This window comes from Sphingomonas liriopis (assembly GCF_024211255.1).
Taxonomy (GTDB): Bacteria; Pseudomonadota; Alphaproteobacteria; order Sphingomonadales; family Sphingomonadaceae; genus Sphingomonas; species Sphingomonas liriopis.
Genome location: NZ_JAMLDY010000007.1, coordinates 24,183 through 44,098, shown reverse-complemented (window position 1 = coordinate 44,098; position 19,916 = coordinate 24,183). Strand labels below are relative to the sequence as shown.

Annotated in this window: 19 protein-coding genes and 2 pseudogenes; 11 read left to right on the top strand and 10 right to left on the bottom strand. The window is 66.7% G+C overall.

All coding sequences use genetic code 11. The features are described 5' to 3' along the window. The first annotated feature begins 7 nt into the window (after window positions 1–7). The 4 genes from M9979_RS07185 to M9979_RS07170 are packed head-to-tail and all read left to right on the top strand — an operon-like array spanning window position 8 to window position 2,818. Window positions 8–544: a hypothetical protein gene (locus M9979_RS07185; RefSeq protein ID WP_254288654.1), complete on the top strand. Its 537-nt coding sequence runs from the start codon at window positions 8–10 to the stop codon at window positions 542–544. Beyond that, window positions 541–1,110 (top strand): LemA family protein, encoded by a 570-nt coding sequence (locus tag M9979_RS07180; protein WP_254288653.1) that lies wholly within the window; start codon window positions 541–543, stop codon window positions 1,108–1,110. The genes M9979_RS07185 and M9979_RS07180 overlap by 4 nt, the downstream gene beginning before the upstream one ends. 2 nt (window positions 1,111–1,112) lie before the next feature. After that, complete coding sequence (locus M9979_RS07175) at window positions 1,113–2,297, top strand: DUF3137 domain-containing protein (RefSeq protein ID WP_254288652.1); 1,185 nt, start codon at window positions 1,113–1,115, stop codon at window positions 2,295–2,297. Then, window positions 2,294–2,818 (top strand): hypothetical protein, encoded by a 525-nt coding sequence (locus tag M9979_RS07170; protein ID WP_254288651.1) that lies wholly within the window; start codon window positions 2,294–2,296, stop codon window positions 2,816–2,818. The genes M9979_RS07175 and M9979_RS07170 overlap by 4 nt, the downstream gene beginning before the upstream one ends. 7 nt (window positions 2,819–2,825) lie before the next feature. Here the strand turns inward: M9979_RS07170 and M9979_RS07165 are convergent, their stop codons facing one another. Together M9979_RS07165 and M9979_RS07160 are read right to left on the bottom strand one after the other, a co-directional pair. Then, entirely contained in the window at window positions 2,826–5,255 is a 2,430-nt protein-coding gene (locus tag M9979_RS07165) for a serine/threonine-protein kinase (protein WP_254288650.1), read from the bottom strand. A 30-nt stretch (window positions 5,256–5,285) separates the two neighbouring features. Next, the gene (locus tag M9979_RS07160) at window positions 5,286–5,798 is read right to left on the bottom strand and encodes an ECF-type sigma factor (protein WP_254288649.1); all 513 of its coding nucleotides are present in this window, start codon (window positions 5,796–5,798) and stop codon (window positions 5,286–5,288) included. A 101-nt stretch (window positions 5,799–5,899) separates the two neighbouring features. On the opposite strand from M9979_RS07160, the gene M9979_RS07155 reads away from it, so the two are divergent. After that, window positions 5,900–6,859 carry a helix-turn-helix transcriptional regulator gene (locus M9979_RS07155; protein ID WP_254288648.1) on the top strand — a complete coding sequence of 320 codons (960 nt, stop codon included), beginning with the start codon at window positions 5,900–5,902 and terminating at the stop codon, window positions 6,857–6,859. A 60-nt stretch (window positions 6,860–6,919) separates the two neighbouring features. Here M9979_RS07155 and M9979_RS07150 read toward each other — a convergent pair whose 3' ends face one another. The 3 genes from M9979_RS07150 to M9979_RS07140 form a co-directional block, all read right to left on the bottom strand. Then, window positions 6,920–7,468 carry a hypothetical protein gene (locus M9979_RS07150; RefSeq protein WP_254288647.1) on the bottom strand — a complete coding sequence of 183 codons (549 nt, stop codon included), beginning with the start codon at window positions 7,466–7,468 and terminating at the stop codon, window positions 6,920–6,922. Window positions 7,469–7,667: 199 nt separating this feature from the next. Further along, a complete protein-coding gene (locus M9979_RS07145) occupies window positions 7,668–8,174 on the bottom strand; it encodes a hypothetical protein (protein WP_254288646.1) in 507 nt (168 codons plus the stop codon). A gap of 57 nt (window positions 8,175–8,231) precedes the next feature. Next, window positions 8,232–10,103: a hypothetical protein gene (locus M9979_RS07140; protein ID WP_254288645.1), complete on the bottom strand. Its 1,872-nt coding sequence runs from the start codon at window positions 10,101–10,103 to the stop codon at window positions 8,232–8,234. Between the two features lie 620 nt (window positions 10,104–10,723). Between M9979_RS07140 and M9979_RS07135 the strand changes: the two genes are divergently transcribed. Genes M9979_RS07135 through M9979_RS07125 form a run of 3 tightly spaced genes read left to right on the top strand, consistent with a single transcriptional unit; the run spans window position 10,724 to window position 14,267 of the window. After that, window positions 10,724–11,548 (top strand): chromate resistance protein ChrB domain-containing protein, encoded by an 825-nt coding sequence (locus tag M9979_RS07135; protein ID WP_254288644.1) that lies wholly within the window; start codon window positions 10,724–10,726, stop codon window positions 11,546–11,548. Next, a complete protein-coding gene (gene chrA / locus M9979_RS07130) occupies window positions 11,545–12,942 on the top strand; it encodes a chromate efflux transporter (RefSeq protein WP_254288779.1) in 1,398 nt (465 codons plus the stop codon). The genes M9979_RS07135 and chrA overlap by 4 nt, the downstream gene beginning before the upstream one ends. Beyond that, entirely contained in the window at window positions 12,942–14,267 is a 1,326-nt protein-coding gene (locus M9979_RS07125) for an alginate export family protein (protein ID WP_254288643.1), read from the top strand. The genes chrA and M9979_RS07125 overlap by 1 nt, the downstream gene beginning before the upstream one ends. Window positions 14,268–14,583: 316 nt before the next feature. On the opposite strand, the gene M9979_RS07120 is transcribed toward M9979_RS07125, so the two are convergent. Then, window positions 14,584–15,000 (bottom strand): aminotransferase class I/II-fold pyridoxal phosphate-dependent enzyme, encoded by a 417-nt coding sequence (locus M9979_RS07120; RefSeq protein WP_254288778.1) that lies wholly within the window; start codon window positions 14,998–15,000, stop codon window positions 14,584–14,586. Between the two features lie 4 nt (window positions 15,001–15,004). Here M9979_RS07120 and M9979_RS07115 point away from each other — a divergent pair. From M9979_RS07115 to M9979_RS17215, 3 genes and pseudogenes are all read left to right on the top strand, one after another. After that, window positions 15,005–15,166 (top strand): annotated as a pseudogene (locus tag M9979_RS07115) (integrase core domain-containing protein); the annotation flags it as partial. A 79-nt stretch (window positions 15,167–15,245) separates the two neighbouring features. Beyond that, window positions 15,246–16,345: pseudogene (locus tag M9979_RS07110) on the top strand (IS3 family transposase). A 90-nt stretch (window positions 16,346–16,435) separates the two neighbouring features. After that, window positions 16,436–16,837 carry an acetyl-CoA hydrolase/transferase C-terminal domain-containing protein gene (locus M9979_RS17215; RefSeq protein ID WP_340689057.1) on the top strand — a complete coding sequence of 134 codons (402 nt, stop codon included), beginning with the start codon at window positions 16,436–16,438 and terminating at the stop codon, window positions 16,835–16,837. On the opposite strand, the gene rutA is transcribed toward M9979_RS17215, so the two are convergent. Genes rutA through rutB form a run of 4 tightly spaced genes read right to left on the bottom strand, consistent with a single transcriptional unit; the run spans window position 16,832 to window position 19,819 of the window. Then, complete coding sequence (gene rutA, locus M9979_RS07100; RefSeq protein WP_254288642.1) at window positions 16,832–17,914, bottom strand: pyrimidine utilization protein A; 1,083 nt, start codon at window positions 17,912–17,914, stop codon at window positions 16,832–16,834. The genes M9979_RS17215 and rutA overlap by 6 nt on opposite strands. 6 nt (window positions 17,915–17,920) lie before the next feature. After that, the gene (gene rutD / locus M9979_RS07095; RefSeq protein ID WP_254288641.1) at window positions 17,921–18,706 is read right to left on the bottom strand and encodes a pyrimidine utilization protein D; all 786 of its coding nucleotides are present in this window, start codon (window positions 18,704–18,706) and stop codon (window positions 17,921–17,923) included. Beyond that, a complete protein-coding gene (gene rutC / locus M9979_RS07090) occupies window positions 18,699–19,082 on the bottom strand; it encodes a pyrimidine utilization protein C (protein ID WP_254288640.1) in 384 nt (127 codons plus the stop codon). Before rutC ends, rutD begins: the two co-directional genes overlap by 8 nt. Next, complete coding sequence (rutB, locus tag M9979_RS07085; protein WP_254288639.1) at window positions 19,082–19,819, bottom strand: pyrimidine utilization protein B; 738 nt, start codon at window positions 19,817–19,819, stop codon at window positions 19,082–19,084. Before rutB ends, rutC begins: the two co-directional genes overlap by 1 nt. Window positions 19,820–19,916: the final 97 nt, after the last annotated feature.

Here is a 19,916-nt window from a genome sequence, read left to right as displayed (position 1 = left end):
ACGGCGAATGAGACACGCATGGATGGCCGTGCTGCTCGCGGCGACGCTGGCAGGATGCGGGGGCAATGACGGCAGGAGCGGCGACGCCACGGCGACGGCGGACGGCTGGGACGAGCGTGACGCCTGCAAGACGTTGCCCAAGGAACGCGTCGCCACGCTGCTGCGCGGCACGGTCATCAAGGCCGAACTCGCCGCGGTCCAGGACGACCGCGACTACGACACCTTCTCGCAATGCAGCTACACGTTCGATGACGGCCGCATCGCGGTGGTCGGCACCGGACATCTGGTGAGCAAGGATCCGCTCGCCGATCAGGTCGAGAAGCAGCGCGCGCAGGCCAATGCGGCGATCGGCCCGACCACACCGCTGGCCGGGGTCGGCAAGGCGGCGCTCTATGCGCCCAACATGAACATGCTCTGGGCATTCCTGGGTGATGGCCGTTACCTGCAGATCAACCTGGCGCAGATCGTCCCCGGTCAGGACAAGATGCCGGCCGACACGCTGAAGGCGCAGGTGATCGCGCTGGCCAGGGCGCTGGGCGCATGACCGGGCTCTGGATCGTCGCCATCGCGCTCTGCGTGGTGCTCTACCTCTGGTATGCCGCCATCGTCACCCGCCGCAACCGCGTCGGCGAGGCGCTGGGCGGGATCGACGCGCAGCTGACCCAGCGGCACGACCTGATCCCCAACATGCTCGCGATCGCCAAGCGCTTCATGGCACACGAGCACGACCTGATCGCCGAGATCACTGCGCTCCGCGCGCAGGGTGCGGCGGCGGTCGGCGGATCCGATCCCGCCGGCCTGTCCGCCAGGTTCGCGACCGAGGAACGGCTGGGCGCCGACCTGCGCCGCCTGATGGCGGTGGCGGAAAACTACCCTGCTCTCCAGTCGCAGGCGCCGATGTTGGAAGCGCAACACGCGCTGATGGAGACGGAGACCAACATCGCCGCGGCACGGCGCAGCTACAATGCCGCGGTCACCGACCTGCGCAATGCGGCACAGATCTTTCCGGGGCCTCTGCTCGCCGCTTTGGCCGGCGCCGGCACGATGCCGCCCTTCTACGAAAGCACGGCGGAGGCGCGCGCGCCCGTCGATGCCGGCGCGCTCCTGTAGCCATGGCTGCCACCGCGCCCTTCACCGGCGGCGGCGACGCCGGGCTGCGCTTCCAGCGGCGCGTGGTCGGCGGCGTGTCCGCGGCGCTGCTCGTCGGCTGCCTCGTCGCGGGCCACCCTTTCAACGGAATGGTGGCGGCGGCGGGGCTATGGTTCGGTGCCGACTGGATCATCCGCGGCGTCGTCAGCCACAAGCATCAGGCGGTCGCCGAGGATGACGCTGCCGACCTGCCCGTGCCCCCGGCCATGGCGCCGATCCTCGCCCGGCTCGAGGCTTCGCGCGCGGCGATGATGCTGGAGATCGAGCAGCGGATGCGCACGCGCATGCCGATCGGCCTCGCCGCCGGCGCGCTGCCGTGGCTATGGTCGCAGTTCGGGCGCCGCCCCGACGATCCCCTGTTCCTCGCCGTCTATCTCGTCGTCGGCGCGACCGCGGCATGGACGTGGGCGTCGGGGTCGCTCGCGAGCGCCTATCGCCGGCGGTACAAGAACGACGTGCTGACCCCGCTCGCCGCCCAATTGGGCGACCTCAGCTACCGGGCGGCGGTGGCGCCCGACGCCGCGATGATCCGCGAACAGCGCATGTTCCCCTATTTCGACCGGCTGACCGCGGATGACGAGATCGTCGGCACCTATCACGGCGTCCCGATCAGCATCGTCGAGCTGGAGCTGGCCGATACGCGCGGCAAGTCGACCATTATCGTCTTCGACGGCCTGTTCGTCCGCATCGCTTTGCCCCGCATGCTGTCGGGCATGACCGCGGTGGTGGCAGACATCGGCGTGCTCACCGCGCTACGCGATCTGATGGGCGCGCGCGGCGCGGGGCGGGTACGGCTGGAGGACCCCGTGTTCGAACGCCTCTATCAGGTCTATGCGACCGACCAGATTTCGGCACGTGCGCTCCTCACCCCGGCGTTCATGACCCGGTTCATCACGCTGGGCGATCGCACCGGCTTTCAACGGCCGGTGGCGCTGGCACAGGGCAACGACCTGACCATCGCGCTCGCCAAGCAACAGGGCCGCGACCTGTTCGAACCGCCCGCCTACAACCGCCGCGCCGACAGCCGCGCCGCGCTGGCGCGACTCCATGACGACCTGGCGGCGGTGCTGACCGTGGCGGACGGCGTGATCGACCTCGACCAGTCCGTGCGCGGGCGTGTCGCGGCCGCGGCCAACAGGGGGGCATGACGATGATCCGTTGGGGCGTGATCGGGCTGGCGGTGATGACGGCGATAGCGACGCCGGGCGCCGCACGCCTGCCGGGACTGGTGCCCACCTTGTCGGAAGCCGGCATCCGGCTGGGCCCGGCGGGGAGGCTGATGCCATTCGGCACGCCCCGAACCATGGCCCTGCGACAGCTCGCTGAAGCCTTCGGCAAGCCGTTGCGACAGCGCATCATCCCCGACTGCGGACAGGGACAGCCGATGGGCGAGGCGCGCTATCGCGGCGCGCTGACCGTCAGCTTCATGAAGGGGCGATTCACCGGCTGGACGATCGACAGGCCTTCTACCCTGCGCACCGACCGCGACGTCGCCATCGGCTCGCCGCGTACCGCGGTGCGGCGCGCCTATCCCGGCATGACCGTCGACGACGGGCCGCTCGGCCTGATGTTCGTCACCGACGAATCGCTCGGCGGCTTCCTCGATGCCGATCGGCCGACCGGTCGCGTCACCGCGCTCTATGCCGGCGAGACCTGCATGGTGTCGTGACCGATCGTCAGCGCATGGCGGCGATGCGCTGGTCGATCTGCCTCAGCTGCATCAGGCCGTACGCGCCCGCCGGTCCCATCGCCGTCAGCACCGCCCTGGCCTGACCGGCGGCCGCCAGCGCCGCGGCACGCTGATGATCGTTGATCGCGATCACCGCATCGACCAGCGCCAGCTGCGGCACGACCGGATTGGGGGACGGCATCGCCGCGACCGCCTGCCGCACCCCGGCCAGTGCCCGCCGCGCGTCGTCCGTCCGGTGCAATTCCGCCAGCGTCTGCGCGATGGCCATGTCGATGTTCATCGTCGGCAGCGAGGTCGCCCCCAGATATTTCACCGCCAGTGGTCGCGCCTCGGTCAGCGCCTGCATCGCGCCGGTGAAATTGCGCTGCGCGAGTCGCGCACGCCCCAGCCATGTCAGGTCGTTGGCGAGGCCGGGGGTCGCGCCGTACAGCGCGCGCCGCCGCGCGGCGACCGTCGCGAAGGTCCGCTCCGCGGTCGCGGGATCGCCGCCGCGCAACTGCCAGCCGCCATGGATCAGCTCGATGCCGAGCGACTGGATCGTGTCGCGCTGCCCCGGCAGGGCCATGACCCGCTCGGCGCGTGCGAAGATCGGCCCCGCCTGCGCCAGCCGGTTCGCCTCGATCAGATAGACGAGCAGGTTGTTGTAGCGGGTCAGCAGCGCACTCTCATTGCCGGCGAAGGCGCGTTCTGCGGCGGCCATATTGTCCATCAGCAGGCCGATCGCGCGGTCATAGTCGCGCTGGCGACGCGCCAGTCCGGCGCGGGTGGCGACGATCTGCTGGAGCGGCACCGCATTGCGTTCCCGGTCGGCGGCCAGCACCGCCTCCGCCCGGTCGAGAATCCCGGGCACATCGTCCTTCGCCCCCGTCGCCATTGCGGCATCGGCCAGGTTCGCCTGCATCTCCGCCGTGACGACGGGATCGTCACCACCGATCCCGCGCGCCAGCGCCGCCTTCGTCAGGTCGTAGCTGCCCTTCGCATCCTGCGTGTTCACGTACAGGTCGCTGAGCACGTTGACGGTGCGGCCGGAGCGCGCGCTGCGGTCGAGCGTGCGCAATAGCCGCGCGGCGGAGGCGTCGAGCGCCTGCTTCAGCGTCAATTCGCCCGCATTGCCGCTTTGGCCGAGCATCAGCGTCAGCGTCTGGACGATCGAATCCGACCGGCGCGCTTCTGCCAGCGCCGCATCGCGCTGCACCGCCGCGCGATGCGCCTGGATCGCCACGCCGATCGTGCCCGCGGCGATCGCGACCAGCACCGCGGACACCGCGGCGATCGCCCAGCGGTTGCGCCGGACATAGCGCTGCATGCGATAGCGGCGCGATCCCGCGCGTGCCGCCACCGGCCGCAGGTCGCGCGACCGCCGGATGTCGTCGGCCAGCGCGGCGACCGAGGCATAGCGCGCGTGCGGCTCCTTGCGCAGCGCCTTGAGGACGATCGCGTCCAGGTCGCCGCGCAGCGCGGCCGGGGCCACCGGCGGCCGGGCATGTGCGGCCGCCGCGCGGCTCGGCGGTTCGGGATCGTCCGCGACGATCCGCTGCACCACCGCCGGCAGCGATCCGCCCGCGCGCCACGGCGGCGAACCGCTGAGCAGTTCGTACAGGATGACGCCCAGCGCATGGACGTCGGTCGCCACCGTGATCGGCCCGTCCTCCAGCTGCTCGGGCGCCGCATAATGCGGGGTCATCATCATGCTGGTCACCAGCGTCTGTTCGTCGCCGGCGTCGTCGATCAGCTTGGCGATGCCGAAGTCGAGCAGTTGTGCCCGCCCGCGCCCGTCGACCAGGATGTTGGCGGGCTTCAGGTCGCGGTGGACAATCAGGTTCGCGTGCGCGAAGCCGACCGCATCGCACACCTCGCCGAACAGCCGCAGGCGCTCGTCCAGCGACGCGCCGCGCTCCTTGCACCAGCGATCGAGCGACTGGCCCTCGACATAGGCCATCGCCATCCACGACCGCCCCTCGGCCGTGATGCCGCCGTCGATCAGCCGGGCGATCGCCGGATGTTCCAGCTTCGACAGCAACCGGCGTTCGCGCGCGAACAGCGCCGCGTCGGTCACCGCGTCGATGCGCAGCAGCTTCAGCGCTACGCGCTGCTGGAACGCGGCATCCGTGCGGATCGCGCGATACACCTCGCCCATGCCGCCGCGGCCGATGAATGCCTCGATCGTGAACGGGCCGACCTGCGCTCCGGGCGCCAGCGATGCGGGGACAGGGGCACTCGCCTGGGTCTGGTCCGCCTGGTCGAGGATGCCGGTCTGCTCCAAGCTCGCCAGCATCGCCTCGACGCGGGTGCGGACGATGGGGTCGCACTTGGCTAGCGCCGCGGCGCGCGCGCCCTGTGGCATGGGCTGGATCCGGTCGAACTCGCGCGCGATGCGCTCCCACAGCGTTACGTCGTCGCTTGCGGCTGTCGTCATGTCGGTGGCCCCCCTCCGTCACGCGAAAAGCTAGACGGAGACGATCCCCGCGTCGAGTCCGTCGTCCATCATCCGCGCATGGATCCACGCCCGCGCCCGCGTCCAGTTACGGCGCACCGTGCGGCCCGACACGCCCAGTATCTCCGCCGTCTCCGCCTCGTCATAGCCCGCGAAGAAGCGGCATTCGACCAGTCGCGCGAGGTCGGGCTCCAGCTGCGCGAGTTCCTGCAGCACGTCGTTGAGGGTCAGCAGCGCGACGTCGCCTTTGGCGCCCTCGTCTCCATCGGGTTCGGGCGCCTGCCGCTTGGCGCTGAGCCGCGCACGGGCGCCGTCGATCAGGACGTGGCGCATCGCGGTCGCCGCGCAACCGAGGAAATGGGCGCGGCTCTGCCAGTTGCTGCGGCGCTGCAGCTTCAGATAGGTTTCGTGGATCAGTGCCGTCGTCTGCAGCGTCATCGGCGATCCCGACCGGACATGCTCGCGCCGCGCCATCCCGCGCAAATGGGGGTAAAGCTCGACGATCAGCACATCCGTGCCCGGCATCCAGACTTTTTCGCCGTCGCTGGCCATTTTCCCCCCGGCCTTCCGTCTATCCTTGTGCAGGCACCACGATCCTACGGGGTCGCCGCCCGCACAGGCAAGTCATGGCGAAGGGGGCGGAAATGACGAAGGGGACGGTCCTGCGGGCATCCGGGGCGCTGCGGCACGTGGAGCATCTCGCGACGCTCGATCTCGAACCGCATATCGCGATTCCTGAGATGCTGCGCACGCTAAACAGCGTGGTCCCCGGCGCGAAAACCGGATTCTTCTGGCTGAACCAGCACGGCAATGTCGTCGATGCCTATCATGCCGACGTGTCCGATCCGGTGCCGTCCCTGTCCGACAACGGCGACGGGGTGCGGGTCCATCTGACGGCGAACGATCGTCTGCTGGCCGTCCTGGCGGTGCATCGGGCAGCGCCGCTCGTGGAACGGGACCGCCGCGTGTTTCGGGCCGCGGCCCCGTCGTTGCGACGCGCCCTGCGTAACGATGCGCGCGTCGGCGAACGGTTCGACGCGAGCCCTGAACGCACCGGCGTCCTGACCGCCACGGCGGACGGGCGGCTCGTCGGAGCCGACGCGCACGCGCTGCTGCTCGTCGCCGAAATGGATGGCCGTCCGTTGCTTGGAAAGGACATCGCCGCCTTACATAGCGGCGAGCGCCTCCCCTCCGTCATCGCCGAGCTCTGCCATCGCCACACGGCACGCCCCGGATCGGCCATCATCCTGAACCGGACGTCGCGTTGGGGCGCCTATCGCGCGCAGTTGTTCGCACAGCATGCCGAGCAGAGCGCGGCATCGCACCACGTCATCGTCATTTCGAAGCATCTGCCGCATCGGGTGGGGCTGATGCGGACGATCGGCACGCTGGATCTGTCGCCGCGCGAACGCCAGGTCGCCTTTCAGCTGGGGATCGGCGCCGACGCCAGCCAGGGCGCCGCCGCTCTCGGCGTTTCGATCGCGACGTGGCGCAGCTACGTGAAACGCGTCTACCTGCGGCTCGACGTCAGCGATCGGTTCGAACTGTTCTCGCGGCTAAACCCACCGACCATGCAGCCGGCGTGAGTCGTCAACGAAAATTCCGGTACCGGCCCGTACTAATGGCGTCGGTTGGGCCGATACCGGTCACCAAACCATGCACGTTCGTCCGGCATATAGGCCGGTGACATGGGAATTGGGGCTCAGGCCGTCGAGAAAACCGGACGGGTCGCCCAAGCGCGTGAACATCGGCCCCAGTGAACCATCATCGACGTCGATATTGGGATAGCCTTTGCGAACGGCCGCGAGCGTGGAGCCGATGGTGATGCCGGCAGCCGTCCTGAAGCGCGGGTCGGCGGGCCGATCGAGCGACCATCCGACCAGTTTCTCCTTCAGGAACTGTAGCGTGAACCCGCCCTTGTAGGTCACGAGCGTCATCGGGTGACCGATGCCGCAATCCGGCGAAACCTGGCTGCCCAACGGCGTGCCGAGCAGGACGCTTGCTGCAGCGACGGCCGCCGACTTGGCAGTGCCGAACCGCAGCCCCTGTGATCGGTGGGCGTCACCAGAGGCGATGCCGTCGCTCCGCAACACGACGCGCGGGAGCGGACGGGCCGCCGAGGGCGCCGCGGCGCCATATCCAGAAATCGCGCCGCCGACAGCTGCCATCAAAAGGCCGAGGCGCAGTACCGCCATGATGCCACGAATGTTACAATCCCGATATATCCGGCCGCGCGATCCCCCAGGCCCGTGGGCCGTCCCGCAACGCGATGCCGGGCTTCTGCGTGGCGCCGAGGCAAACTCGGCAAGCTTCACCCTTACCATCATAGCCCTCCGTCCTCGGAGCACCTGGTAAATGTCCCCCGATGCCCGTCTGCCGGAACGTCGGCTCCGGTCACGATCCGACGGGCGACGCCCCCGGGTTGATCCGTACCGTACGTGGCTGCGTCATCGCGAGCGAGCAGGTGGTGCCCGCCGTACCGGTACAATCGCCCCGCCATTGCGCGCCGGCGATCATCACCGGCTCGCTGGCGGCGACGGCACCGATGTCGTTGCCGACCTGCGACGGCGTCCATTGCGCCGAGAGCGTCGTCTGCGCGCCCTGCGGCACTGGCAGCCGGCAGGTATATTGCGGCACCAGATAGGGTTGCGGGGGCGTGCAGGCGAAACTGCCGAGCGGACTTGTCAGGACGAGCGACGCCGCCCCCGGCACCGCCGGATAGGTGACGACGATGTCCACCATAATGGTCGGCAGCGTCTTCGGGTTGGAGGAGACGGGCTTTGGCGCAAACCCCTTCGCCGCGCGCGGTGCCACGCTCTGGGCCTGCGTTGCGGCACCTGTGCCTGCGCTCGCGAGGCCGATCGTCAGGATCGCGGCAAGCAGATGGAATGTCCTCGTCATGGCTGTGATCCTGTTGGGATGGAAGCATGGCGGCGGGAGCGGTCACCCCCAACCCGTTCAGTTCGCCAGCGGCGTCCCGGTGATCGTCATCGACCCGTCCGCGCCGAACGAGAGGCTGGTCAGCGTCTTGATCTTCCCCGCTGGCAGCGCCTGCTGGATCGCCGCATCCAGCCTGGCACCGATCTGCTGGATCGATGATTTCAGCGGCGGCAGCGTCTTGAGGCGTTGGCGCACCTCGTCGTTCACCCAGGCGCGGAGGTAGGGACAGAAGGTCGCCGCGACCCCGCCGCAGGAGAAGTTCAGCGTCGCATCGATGCTGGACAGCCTCGCCGTCACATGGCCGTCGACGACGGCGAGATCGACCGCGAAGGCGCCGTTGGCGATGCCGATATCGTTGATGTCGGGCATCGCGTCGTCGTAGATCGGCCAGCAGACGAAGCAGAAGCCCTTGATCCGCGGGCTCTGGCCGTTCGCGCCGGTGACGAAGAACCCGCCGGTGACCCGCGCCGGCGCGGCCAGCACCAGCGGCTTCATCCGCAGCAGGATGTTGTCGAGGTAGAAGACGATATCGTCGGTCGGCTTGATCGAGGGGATGTTGAACGCCTTGCCCTGCGACCCCTCGCTGTCGGTGTACATGATCGACGCATTGTCGAGATGCGCGCCGGTGCCGGACCAGTTGGGATTGTAGCTGCGCAGCAGCACGCCATAGGGCTGCGCCGAGGCGAGCTTGTCCGCCACCGTCGCGGCGGAGACGGTCATCGACATCAGGCCGTCGATGCCGGCAATCATCGTCTTGTCGCGGCCGGTGCTGGTGATGGCGCTCGCCCCCGCGATATCGATGCCCAGCTCGCGGGTAAGCCCCGTCAGCGCCGCATTCTTCGTCACCGATAGGCTGCACACGATGCTGCCGGTGCTGCTGGCGACGGTCTGGCACATCGAATCGGCGCCGAGCCGCAGCTTCACCGCAAGGTCGGCGGCGGGCAGCTTGGTCGCCTGGTTGACGATCTGCGCGGTGATGACGGTGCTGCTGCCGAGCGGCATGGTTTCGGGCAGGCCAGCGAACTGGACCGCAAAGGGCGCCGTGGCGACGGTGACGCCGACGGACCCGGTCGACGAGGCGGCCTTGTCGGAATCGTCGCTGGCGGTGGCGCGCAAGGTCGCGGCGCCGGGGCGGATGAAAGTGAACGGCGCCTGGAACGTCGAATTGGTGACGTCGGCCGTCACCATCTCGGCGCCGTCGTCGGAATAGAGTTGCACCTTGGTCGGCTGCACGCCGCAGCTGCCGCTCACCCAGCCGCTGACCTTGCCGGGCGCGCCGATGGTGAAGCCGTCCGGCTGATTGAACCCGACCTTGCTCGGATTGGGCGCCAGCGTCGCCTGCCCCTTGGTCACGATGACGCCGTCGACCCCCTCCACCTCGGCCATGACGATCAGTTCGTAGTCGCCCGGCGGCAGCTCGCATTTGGGGATTTTGACGGTCGCGCGGCGACACTGTCCGATCAGCTTGGGCTGCTGCTGCGGCATGGTGAAGGCGCCGGGGATCTGGGGCGGCTTCCGCTCGAAATACGGCCCCATCTCGCCCGATTGCGTCCCGCCCATCACCGCCGAACCGGGCGTCTTGAGATTATAGTGCATCGCCTGGATCGTGCCGGGATTGCCGGCCTTGTCCGCGACGCAGGCCGCAAAACTCAATTCGCGCGTCCCGTCCTCCTGCATGATGGCATAGCCGGGATCGATGATCGTCAACTCCATCGGGCCGGCCACGGCGATCCGGTTTGGCAGCGGCCGTAACGCCGACGGCGCCACCACCGGCGCGCGCTGGATCGTCGTGGCGGATACCGGCGGCAACGGACGAACGATGGTCTGGGCGGCGGCTGGCGGGATGACCCATGCAAGCCAGAGGAGGCTTAGCGAAAGGAAACGGAACATGTGCGCGACTCCCATGCGGACGATCGCAGCCTAGGCAAACCCCCGATCGAGAACCGCCCCCCGATGGGGGCGGTTTCGCGCGAACGCCTGCCAACCCATCGCGCCTATCCGTTTATCGTCATCACGACGACAGACGGCGGAGCCCCGCATGGCGTGTGGGTCGGCGAGGCCACCTGGCAAACGCGGGGATGCGGCCGTTTCCACCAGTCCCCCTATTTCGGCACGCGCCGGTGCGCACCGACTTTGACGCCCATGTCTCGCTTGGCGGCGGTGCGCCCCTCATCGGCGCCGCTAACCACCACTTCTGCGCACGGAGACCCAGTTGCGGACGCTCACGCCCCGTCGCGCGCGTCCCAACTTCAGCCATTCGTTCATGCCAAATGCGAAGGGAACACTCTCGATAGCAACCGCGCATGGCGGCAAACGAGCTGTGTCAAAAACGACGGTGAGCCGGGAATGAGATGGCTTTCGGACCTCGTCGGTCGCGAGGATCGGAAGGCTGGCGCAGTCAGTTGACAATTTCTTTCGAGCATGGCTGACTAGGCGCATGGGGATCGCGATCTCCCCACGAGGCGTCAGCTAAAGCATCGCGTCCAGCACGAACACGCAAGGGACGCGTCATGCCTGCTCCAAACGCCATTATACCCGACAAACTTGCCCGCCTTATCGCATCCGCCAGCGCGCCTCGCGTCGTCGATCTGCGCGACGGAGTTGCGGAATGCATTCCGGGGTCGACCTTTCCAGCCCATCCCGATCCGACGGGATGGGGCTATGCCGCCGGCTCTGCCGTCGTAACGGTCGACGCCGACGGCAATGGTTCGGCAGTCGCCGCAGCGGCCATACTGCGCAGCGAGGGTGTGGCGGCCGAAGTACTGGAAGGCGGGTTCGCCGCATGGGCGGCAGGGGCATTGCCGACCGTATCGCTCGCCCATCTGCCACCCCGTCACGTGGACGGACGCACATGGTGGGTCACGCGGGCGAGGCCCAAGGTCGATCGCATAGCCTGTCCCTGGCTGATCCGGCGCTTCGTCGATCCCGAGGCTCGCTTCCTGTTCGTGGCTCCCGGCGAGGTGTTGACCGTCGCTACGCAGCAGCAGGCCGAGCCGTTCGACGTCGCGGAAGAAGGCGTATTCTGGAGCCATCGCGGCGAGCGTTGCACCTTCGATGTGATGGTCGAAGCATTCGGACTTGAGAAGCATGAGCCGCTGATGCGCTTGGCGGCGATCGTCCGCGGGGCCGATACCGACCGACTTGACCAAGTGCCGGAAGCCGCCGGACTGCTCGCCATCTCGCTCGGCCTGTCCCGCATCCATAGTGATGACCACGTCCAGCTAGAGGCAGGCATGGTGGTGTATGACGCGCTCTATCGCTGGTGCCGCGACGCGCAGGGCGAAAAGCACAACTGGTCCTCGCATCAGCCGTCGCGCGGCAAGGCGTCGGCATGACTACGGTGACGGCAGAAGCAGCAATCTCGGCGCGCCCCGAGCCGGTTACGCTCGGCCAGGCCTTCTGGGTCTGGCTGCGTGTCGCGATGCTCTCGTTCGGCGGTCCGGCCGGGCAGATCGCGGTCATGCACCGCATCCTCGTCGACGAGAAACGCTGGATCGGTGAACAGCGGTTCCTGCACGCCCTCAACTATTGCATGTTGCTGCCCGGGCCAGAGGCGCAGCAGCTTGCCACCTACATCGGCTGGCTGATGCACCGCACGAAGGGCGGCATCGTCGCCGGCGTGCTGTTCGTCATTCCCGGCGCCGTCGCGATCATGGCGCTGAGCTGGGTCTATGTCCTCTACGGTCGGGTCGGGGTCGTCTCGGCGCTGTTCTTCGGCCTCAAGTGCGCGGTGCTGGCCGTCGTGCTTCAGGCAGTGGTGCGGATCGGCGGACGGGCGCTCAAGTCGACGCCGGCAAGGGCGCTTGCCGCGCTGGCGTTCGTCCTGATCTTCTTTGTCGGGGCGCCTTTTCCGCTGATCGTGCTGGGTGCCGGTCTCATCGGATGGTGGTCCGCCCGGCAGGGCAGCACGGCCTTCCGGGGCGGGGGACACGGCGCATCCAAGGGCGCGGTCGTGGCCGATGCCGACACGCTGCTGGGCGAGGAGCTGCCCGCCCATGCGCGACCCACCGCGGCTGAGACGATCCGCACGGCGCTGGTCTGGTTGGCCCTCTGGCTCGTACCGGTCGCGGCGTTGCTGATCGCGCTAGGTCCCGATGACGTCTTCAGTCGTATCGCGACCTTCTTCTCGACGATGGCGATGGTGACGTTCGGGGGCGCCTATGCCGTCCTCGCCTATGTCGCGCAGCAGGCGGTTGAGAATTACGGCTGGCTGGGGCCGAAGGAGATGCTGGACGGCCTCGGCATGGCGGAGACGACACCGGGGCCGCTCATCATGGTCCTGCAATTCGTCGGCTTCCTCGGCGCCTATCGCGATTCCGGCGGGCTGTCGCCACTGGTGGCCGGCACGCTCGGCGGGCTACTCGCGACTTGGGTGACTTTCGTGCCGTGCTTCCTATGGATCTTCCTCGGCGCGCCCTTCATCGAACGGCTGCGCGGCAATGCCGCTGTCGCCGGGGCGCTATCCGCCATCACTGCGGCGGTAGTCGGCGTCGTTCTCAACCTTGCGGTGTGGTTCGCGCTGCACACGCTGTTCCGCGAAACGACGATGGTAGCGGCGGGTCCGATCCACTTCGACGCGCCCGTGCTTTCCAGCCTCGATCCCTGGGCGACGCTGCTCGCGGCGGCAGCCGTCGCCGCGGTGTTCTGGCTGCGCGCCGGGATCATCACGACTCTGGCGGCAAGCTCTGTCGCTGGACTGGCGCTGTATTTCTTCGGCTTGATCGGCTGATGCGGACCATCGCGATCCTCGCCGCGTCGGCGGCAGCGCTGCCATGCGGGCCGGCCATGGCGCAGGTCAGCGTGAGCGGCACCACCCGCCTCCGCGTCGAAACCATCGATGGTCAGGCGCGGGCCGGCTTCAACGCGAGCGACACGCTGCTCAACCTCCGCACCACGTTGGCGGCGCAATATGAGGACGGCCCTGTCAAGGTCGTGGGCGAACTGTGGGATAGTCGCGTCTACGGTGACAATGCCGGCACGCCGCTGTCGACCGGTGAGGTTAACACCCTCGAACTCGTCCAAGTCTATATCGAATGGAAGCCGACCTCCGCCTTCGGGCGCAGCACCGCCGCCACGATCCAGGCGGGGCGATTGCTGCTCAACCTCGGCTCGCGCCGGCTGGTCGCGGCAGACGACTATCGGAACACCACCAACGGCTACACCGGGGTCCGCGCCGATCTTGCCTGGCCTGGCGGATGGAAGTCGACCGCCATCTACGTGTTGCCGCAGCAGCGCAGGCCCGACGATCTGCCCTCGCTAAGGCGGAAACGCGTCGCACCGGACCGAGAGGGCTTCGACCTTGTCCTGTGGGGCGGACTGCTAAGCCGCTCGAACACGATCGGCCGTGCGACCGTCGAAACCTCGTTCTTCCATCTCGGCGAGCGCGATCGGCCGGGCAGACCGACCCGCGATCGATCCCTCAACACGGGCGCCCTCCGCGTCATTGCCGACCCTATTGCAGGCGGCGTCGACTACGAAGTCGAAGGGATCCTCCAGCGTGGGAGAGTTTCCACCAGCCTGGCCGCCAATGCCTCGCGCCAGGACGTCTCTGCGTGGTTCGTGCATGGTGACATCGGCTACACATTCCAGGCCGGCTGGAAGCCCCGCATCGCCCTCGAATACGACCATGCTAGCGGTGATCGGCCAAGCGGCGACTACGGACGCTTCGATACGCTGTTTGGGATGCGCCGGGCCGACCTTGCCCCTGCCGGACTCTACAACGCCATTATCCGCAGCAATCTCGTCAGCCCGGGTGTTCGGTTCGAGGCCACGCCCGACGAGCGGACCGACCTGATGGCCTCGCTCCGTCCGTTCTGGCTGGCGGCTCGCCAAGACGCGTTCTCCTTTACCGGCGTGCGCGACGCGACCGGCCGATCAGGCTCGTTTGCGGGGTCCCAGTTCGATGGGCGGGTGCGGCATCAACTGTCTAAGGCGTTGCGCCTCGAGCTCGACGCCGTCCTCTTCGCGAAGGGCGAGTTTTTGCGCATGGCCCCCAACGCACGGCCGGGCCGCTGGACTAAATATGTGTCACTCAACGCGACCGCAGTTTTCTGAAGGGACTTAAAGCGACAGCAAGACCCACATCAGGTCACTCAATGCGCAATGTCGGACTTCAAATTGCTGCCATTGGTTCATCTTACCGCTCGCCTGATCAGCTAGGACCGATCGACATTCAGAAGATGACGTGCCGAAAACGGTGGTTTTGCGTGACCCGGAGCGCAGCGTACTTTCGGTACGTGAGCACCGGAAGCACGCGAAACCGCCGTTTGCAGGCCGTCAGGGCTGAATGTCGATCGGTCCTAGCCAAACAGGACTGATCCGATGCCAACGCGCGGGCCATCAATGATCGGCGGCAGACCCACTGCGTCGCTCACCCGACAACGCCGCGCAACACCGCGAGGAACCTGTCATTCTCCGCCGGCAGCCCGACAGTCACGCGCACCCAGTCGTCCAACGGCGGGAACTGGCGGGCGATCTCAATCCCGGTCGCGGCCGCCGCGGTGCGGATGCGGTCTGCGTTAGGCGTTTGGAAGAACACGAAATTGGCGCGGGCATCGGTGTGGCGGAGCGACAGCGCGTCGAGCGCGGCGTGGACCCGCCGCCGTTCCGCCGCCGTCTTTGTCCGTATCGTGGCGACATGCGCCTGATCGTCCAGTGCGGCGCCCGCCGCGGCGAGGCTGGGCCTGGCGAATGCATGCGGCGCGCCGATCCCTGCCGCACGCAGCGCTCTTGCCAGCGGTGCCTGCGTAACGGCGTATCCGATCGACAGGCCCGCCAGTCCATAGATCTTGGCCAAGGTGCTGATCGAGGCATGGCGCCGTCACTACAACACCGTCCGACCGCACAGCAGCCTGGGCTACCGCCCACCCGCACCAGAAGCGGCGACGCCGCCATTGCCGGCCTCCGGTTCCGCTTCGCTCCACCTACGCCCGGCAATGGCGGCGGAGACGTGACCTGAGCCCTTCGGATTGGTCCATTCTTTTTGAGAAATTCCCGGTTAGGTTTGCAGATGCCAGACGAGGGAATCCGCCGATGAAGAAGTCGAGGTTCAGCGAGCAGCAGATAGCCTTCATTCTCAAGCAGGCTGAGGATGGAACGACCGTTGAGGAGGTGTGCCGGAAGGCCGGCATTTCCATCCAGACTTATTATCGATGGCGCAGCAAATACGGTGGGCTGATGCCGTCGGAGATGAAGCGTCTGAAGGTGCTGGAAGAGGAGAACGTCCGGTTGAAGCGGCTGGTGGCGAACCTCAGCCTGGACAAGGAGATGCTGCAGGATGTCATCCGCCGAAAAATGTAGGGCCTGGTCGGGCCCGGGAGATCGTCGGCTATTTGCAGGCGAGCTACCAGGTTAGCGAACGGCGAGCTTGCGGCGCGTTTCCGATCAATCGATCGACCCAGCGCTATCAGTCCCGCCGCCTCGATCAGGCCGGCCTCAAGATGCGGATCAAGGAATTGGCTGCGACCCGTGTTCGCTAAGGGTACCGACGCATCCACGTGCTGCTCCGACGGGAGGGCTGGGAGATCAACCACAAGCGCACCCATCGGCTGTATCGCGAACTCGGGCTGCAGCTGCGCAACAAGACACCCAAGCGCAAGGTGAAAGCAAAGCTGCGCGATGACCGGACGCCGGCGACGGCCCCCAACGAGTGCTGGTCGATGGATTTCTTGTCGGACCAGCTGTTCGACGGGCGCAAGATCCGCGTGCTGTCGATCATCGACAACTTTACCCGTGTGTCGCCAGCGCTCGACGTACGGACGAGCTACCGCGGCTCTGACGTGGTCGAGACGCTCGACCGTATTGCCGCGGTACACGGTCGTCCCAAGCGCATTCGTCTGGATAATGGCCCGGAATTCATCTCGAAGAATCTCGACCTGTGGGCCTACCAGCATGATGTGGTGCTAGACTTCAGCAGGCCTGGAAAACCGACCGACAATGCGTTCGCGGAGGCGTTCAATGGCCGGGTGCGGGCCGAATGCCTCAACGCATACTGGTTCTTGAGCTTGGACGACGCACGGGTAAAATGTGAGGCGTGGCGATGCGATTACAACGAGCACCGTCCGCATAGCTCCCTCGGCAACCAGACCCCGATGGAGCGCGCTTTTTCGTCAGGGCAGGCATGCCTGCCCTGACGAAAAGAGAGCCGGTTTTCTCATAAAGACCGGACCAGAAACGGGGTGAGGCTCAAGACGACAATGCACTAACTAACAACTTGGACCACCCTGTGGGGGCTGCTCAATCAGCTCGATTTTGTTCGGGGAGCCTCCGCCTCTGTTGGAGGAAAATCGATCATCGCCTGCCATTCGACGGCTGCGGGCGGCCAGGTCTCACGCATAGTCTCACGTCTGACCGGTCCGGTCACGACGCCGCGGAATGACGTACACTTTGTCGTTACCGAACACGGCTATGACGACCTGCGCGGAAAATCTATCGCCGAACGGGCTAAGGTCTTGATAGCACTTGCTCATCCGATTTTCGGCACAAACTCGCGGAAGATTTCGCTACGAGCAAAGCAAGGCCGTAGCCCGAAACATCATTCCGTAATTATAAACGAGGGGATGGGCGGGTGTCTCTTTATTCTTGCACGTGCATTTGGTTGGAGCGCATGGCCGTTGCTATCATGATGCGTCCATACCGTTACTGCCCCGGCGGCTGGTCATAAGCGGTTGGATACGGGTCCCGAATGCCTCGACGCCTTCGAGGAAATCGTCGAACGTCAGTAGGACGCCGCCGGTGTTCGGCACCTCGGCCATCTCGTCGAGCATCCGCGCGACGCTGGCGTAGCTGCCGACCAGCGTTCCCATGTTGATGTTCACCGCGCCCTCGGGCGCGGCGAGCTGGCGAACGTTGGTGGTGGCGTTGACCTTGTCGGCGGCGCCCTGGTCCTTCAGCCAGGCGATCGCGTCATGGTCGACGCCAGCATTATAGTGCCGCCACCTAGCCATCGCTTCATCGTCGGTTTCGGCAGCGATAATCATGACCAGCACGAAGACCGACACGTCACGACCCGTCTTCGCGGTGGCGGCGGCGAGGCGTTCGTTGTTGAAGGCGAAGGCGGTCGGCGTATTGACGCCTTTGCCGAGACAAAAGGCATAATCCGCCCATTTGGCGGAGAAGGCGAGCCCTTCGTCCGAACTGCCCGCGCAGATGATCTTCATGTCGCCGGTCGGCCGAGGGCGGACCAGGCAGTCGTCCATCTGGTAATATTCGCCCTTCAGATCCGAGCGCCCCGTCTCCCACAGGTCGCGCAGGATATGGGCATATTCGTCGAGCATCTTGTAGCGGTCGCGGAAATGCTCCTCACCCGGCCACAGTCCCATCTGGCTGTATTCGGGCTTTTGCCAGCCGGTGATGAGGTTCAGTCCGAAGCGCCCGTGGCTGATCGAATCGATCGTGTTGCACATCCGCGCTGCGAAGGCGGGCGGGATGACGAGCGTCGGGCAGGTCGCGTAGATCTTGATCCGTGTCGTGACCGCGGCGAGCCCGGCCATCAGCGTGAAGCTTTCCAGGCCATATTCCCAGAACGCGGTCTTGCCGCCGAACCCGCGCAGCTTGATCATCGACAGCAGGAAATCGAGCCCGTGTTCCTCGGCCTTTTGCGCGATCGCCTTGTTGAGGTCGAACGACGGCATGTACTGCGGGGCGTTCTCGCTGATCAGCCAGCCATTGTTGTTGATGGGCACGAAGACGCCGACCTGCATGGCTTTTCAGCTCCTGAGATAATCGAGAACGTGGCGGTTGAAACCGTCGGGTTCGGTGACGTTGCAGGCATGCCCGCCGCGGGGCATTGCCGCGATCCGGCTGCCAGAAAGCGCGGCGTGGAGCCGGGCGCCGGCGGCGGCTGGGACCAGCATGTCGTCCTCCGCCACGAGGATGAGGACGTCGGCCGCCAACGTGGCGAGGCGGTCGGCGACGTCAAAGGCGGCAAGGGCCGCGATGCGCTTCTCCACCGTCGCGCTGCCGGGGAAGCCGGCGACCTGATGCGGCAGTTCGGCGTCCAGATCGACGGTGTGAACGCTGATCCAATCGGCGGGGAAGAGAAAGATCGGCTGGGCGCGCAGGAACGCTTCGACCCCGCTGTGACGAAGCAGGTTCAGCCGCGCTTCGAAACAGCGCAGAAAGTGCGGGTCAGCCTTGGCCCAGCCGTTGACGACGACCAGCTTGTCGAGGCGATCGGGCGCCTTCAGCGCAAGCGCGAGCCCGGCGACGCCGCCCGCGGCATGGCCGACGATGTGTGCCCGCGACCAACCGACCGCATCCATCAGCGCCAGCATGTCGTCGGCGAGGTCATCGACGGTGACGGTATCGGGCAGCCCACGGTGGCTCCGCCCGGTGCCGCGATGGTCGTAGACCAGGACGCGATACTGCTCGGCAAGCGCTGGCAGGTTGGGGCCCCAATAGCTCGCCGATCCGCCCAGCCCGCTCGACAGGATCAGCGGCGGAGCATCCTCCGATCCGTGCAGTTCGTAATAGAGACCCGCGGCTTCAGCCAAGGTGCGCGACCGACGCGATCTCGACGAGGCAATCGGGCTTCACCAGTTCGCACTTGATGCAGTAGCGCGCCGGTTTGTCGCCGGGAAAATACTCGGCATAGACCTGGTTGAACGCCGCGTAATCGCCAAGGTCCTTCAGGAAGATGTGGTTCATCGCGACGTCGGCCATGGTCGCGCCTGCCGCGACGAGCGTAGTCTTGATGACCTCAAGCACGTGGCGCGTCTGCGCTGCGGCGTCGCCGACATGCAGCACCGTGCCGCCCTCGCCGAGCGCGAGCACGCCCGAAACATAGACGGTGTTGCCCGCCTTGGCGCCGGCCGAATAGGGGGCGATCGGCGTCGCGAATTCGGGCGGGTTGATCGGTTGAAACGGCATCAGGCCTCCTTGGTGGGCAGCTGGCCGACCGCGCCGCAGAAATCGGCGCAGGTGGACACCCAGCCAAAGAATTTCTCGACGTTGTAGACGGTCGCCTGCTGGATGAAATCGGGGCCGAGATGGTGGGTCGCGTCCTCCAGCATCACGCCGAAATATTCGAGGTGGAAGCCGTCGCGCAGCGTCGACTCGACGCATACGTTGCTCGCGATGCCGACGAAGACGATCGTCTTGATCCCGCGAGCCCGCAGGATGCTGTCGAGCTGCGTGTTGAAGAAGGCGGAATAGCGGGTTTTGTGGACGCGAATGTCGCCGGGCTGCGGCGCGAGCGCATCGACGAGCTCATAATCCCAGCCGCCGCGCGCGAGCAGTTGACCGGCAAGTTCCGGCCGCGCCCGCATCGTCTTCAGCGCATTCGACTTGTGCCAATTGGGCGAGGCGGGCGTCCCCGCCTCGATATAGTCGGCGTCCCAGCCGTTCTGCAGATAGATGACCGGCATGCCCGCTGCGCGCGCCGTCTGCAGCACCTGGGCGATCCGGCCGATCACCCCGGCTGCGCCGGCGATGTCGAAGCCTGCCAGATCGACATAGCCGCCCTCGCTCGCATAGGCGTTCTGCATATCGATGACGACCACCGCGGTATCGGCGGGGGACAGGCGAATGGCCTCGGGTCGGGCGCTCAGCACGACCGTCTCGGTGGTTCCGGGGCCCCGGTGATCAACAATCGGTAGAGCGTTCATGCCGTATCGTTGCGCATCCTGATCGTCCGGGCAAGCAGTCCATGGCGGATATTCCGGCATGGAATTGGCCCGCGAGCGGAAGGTAACCCGACGGCAG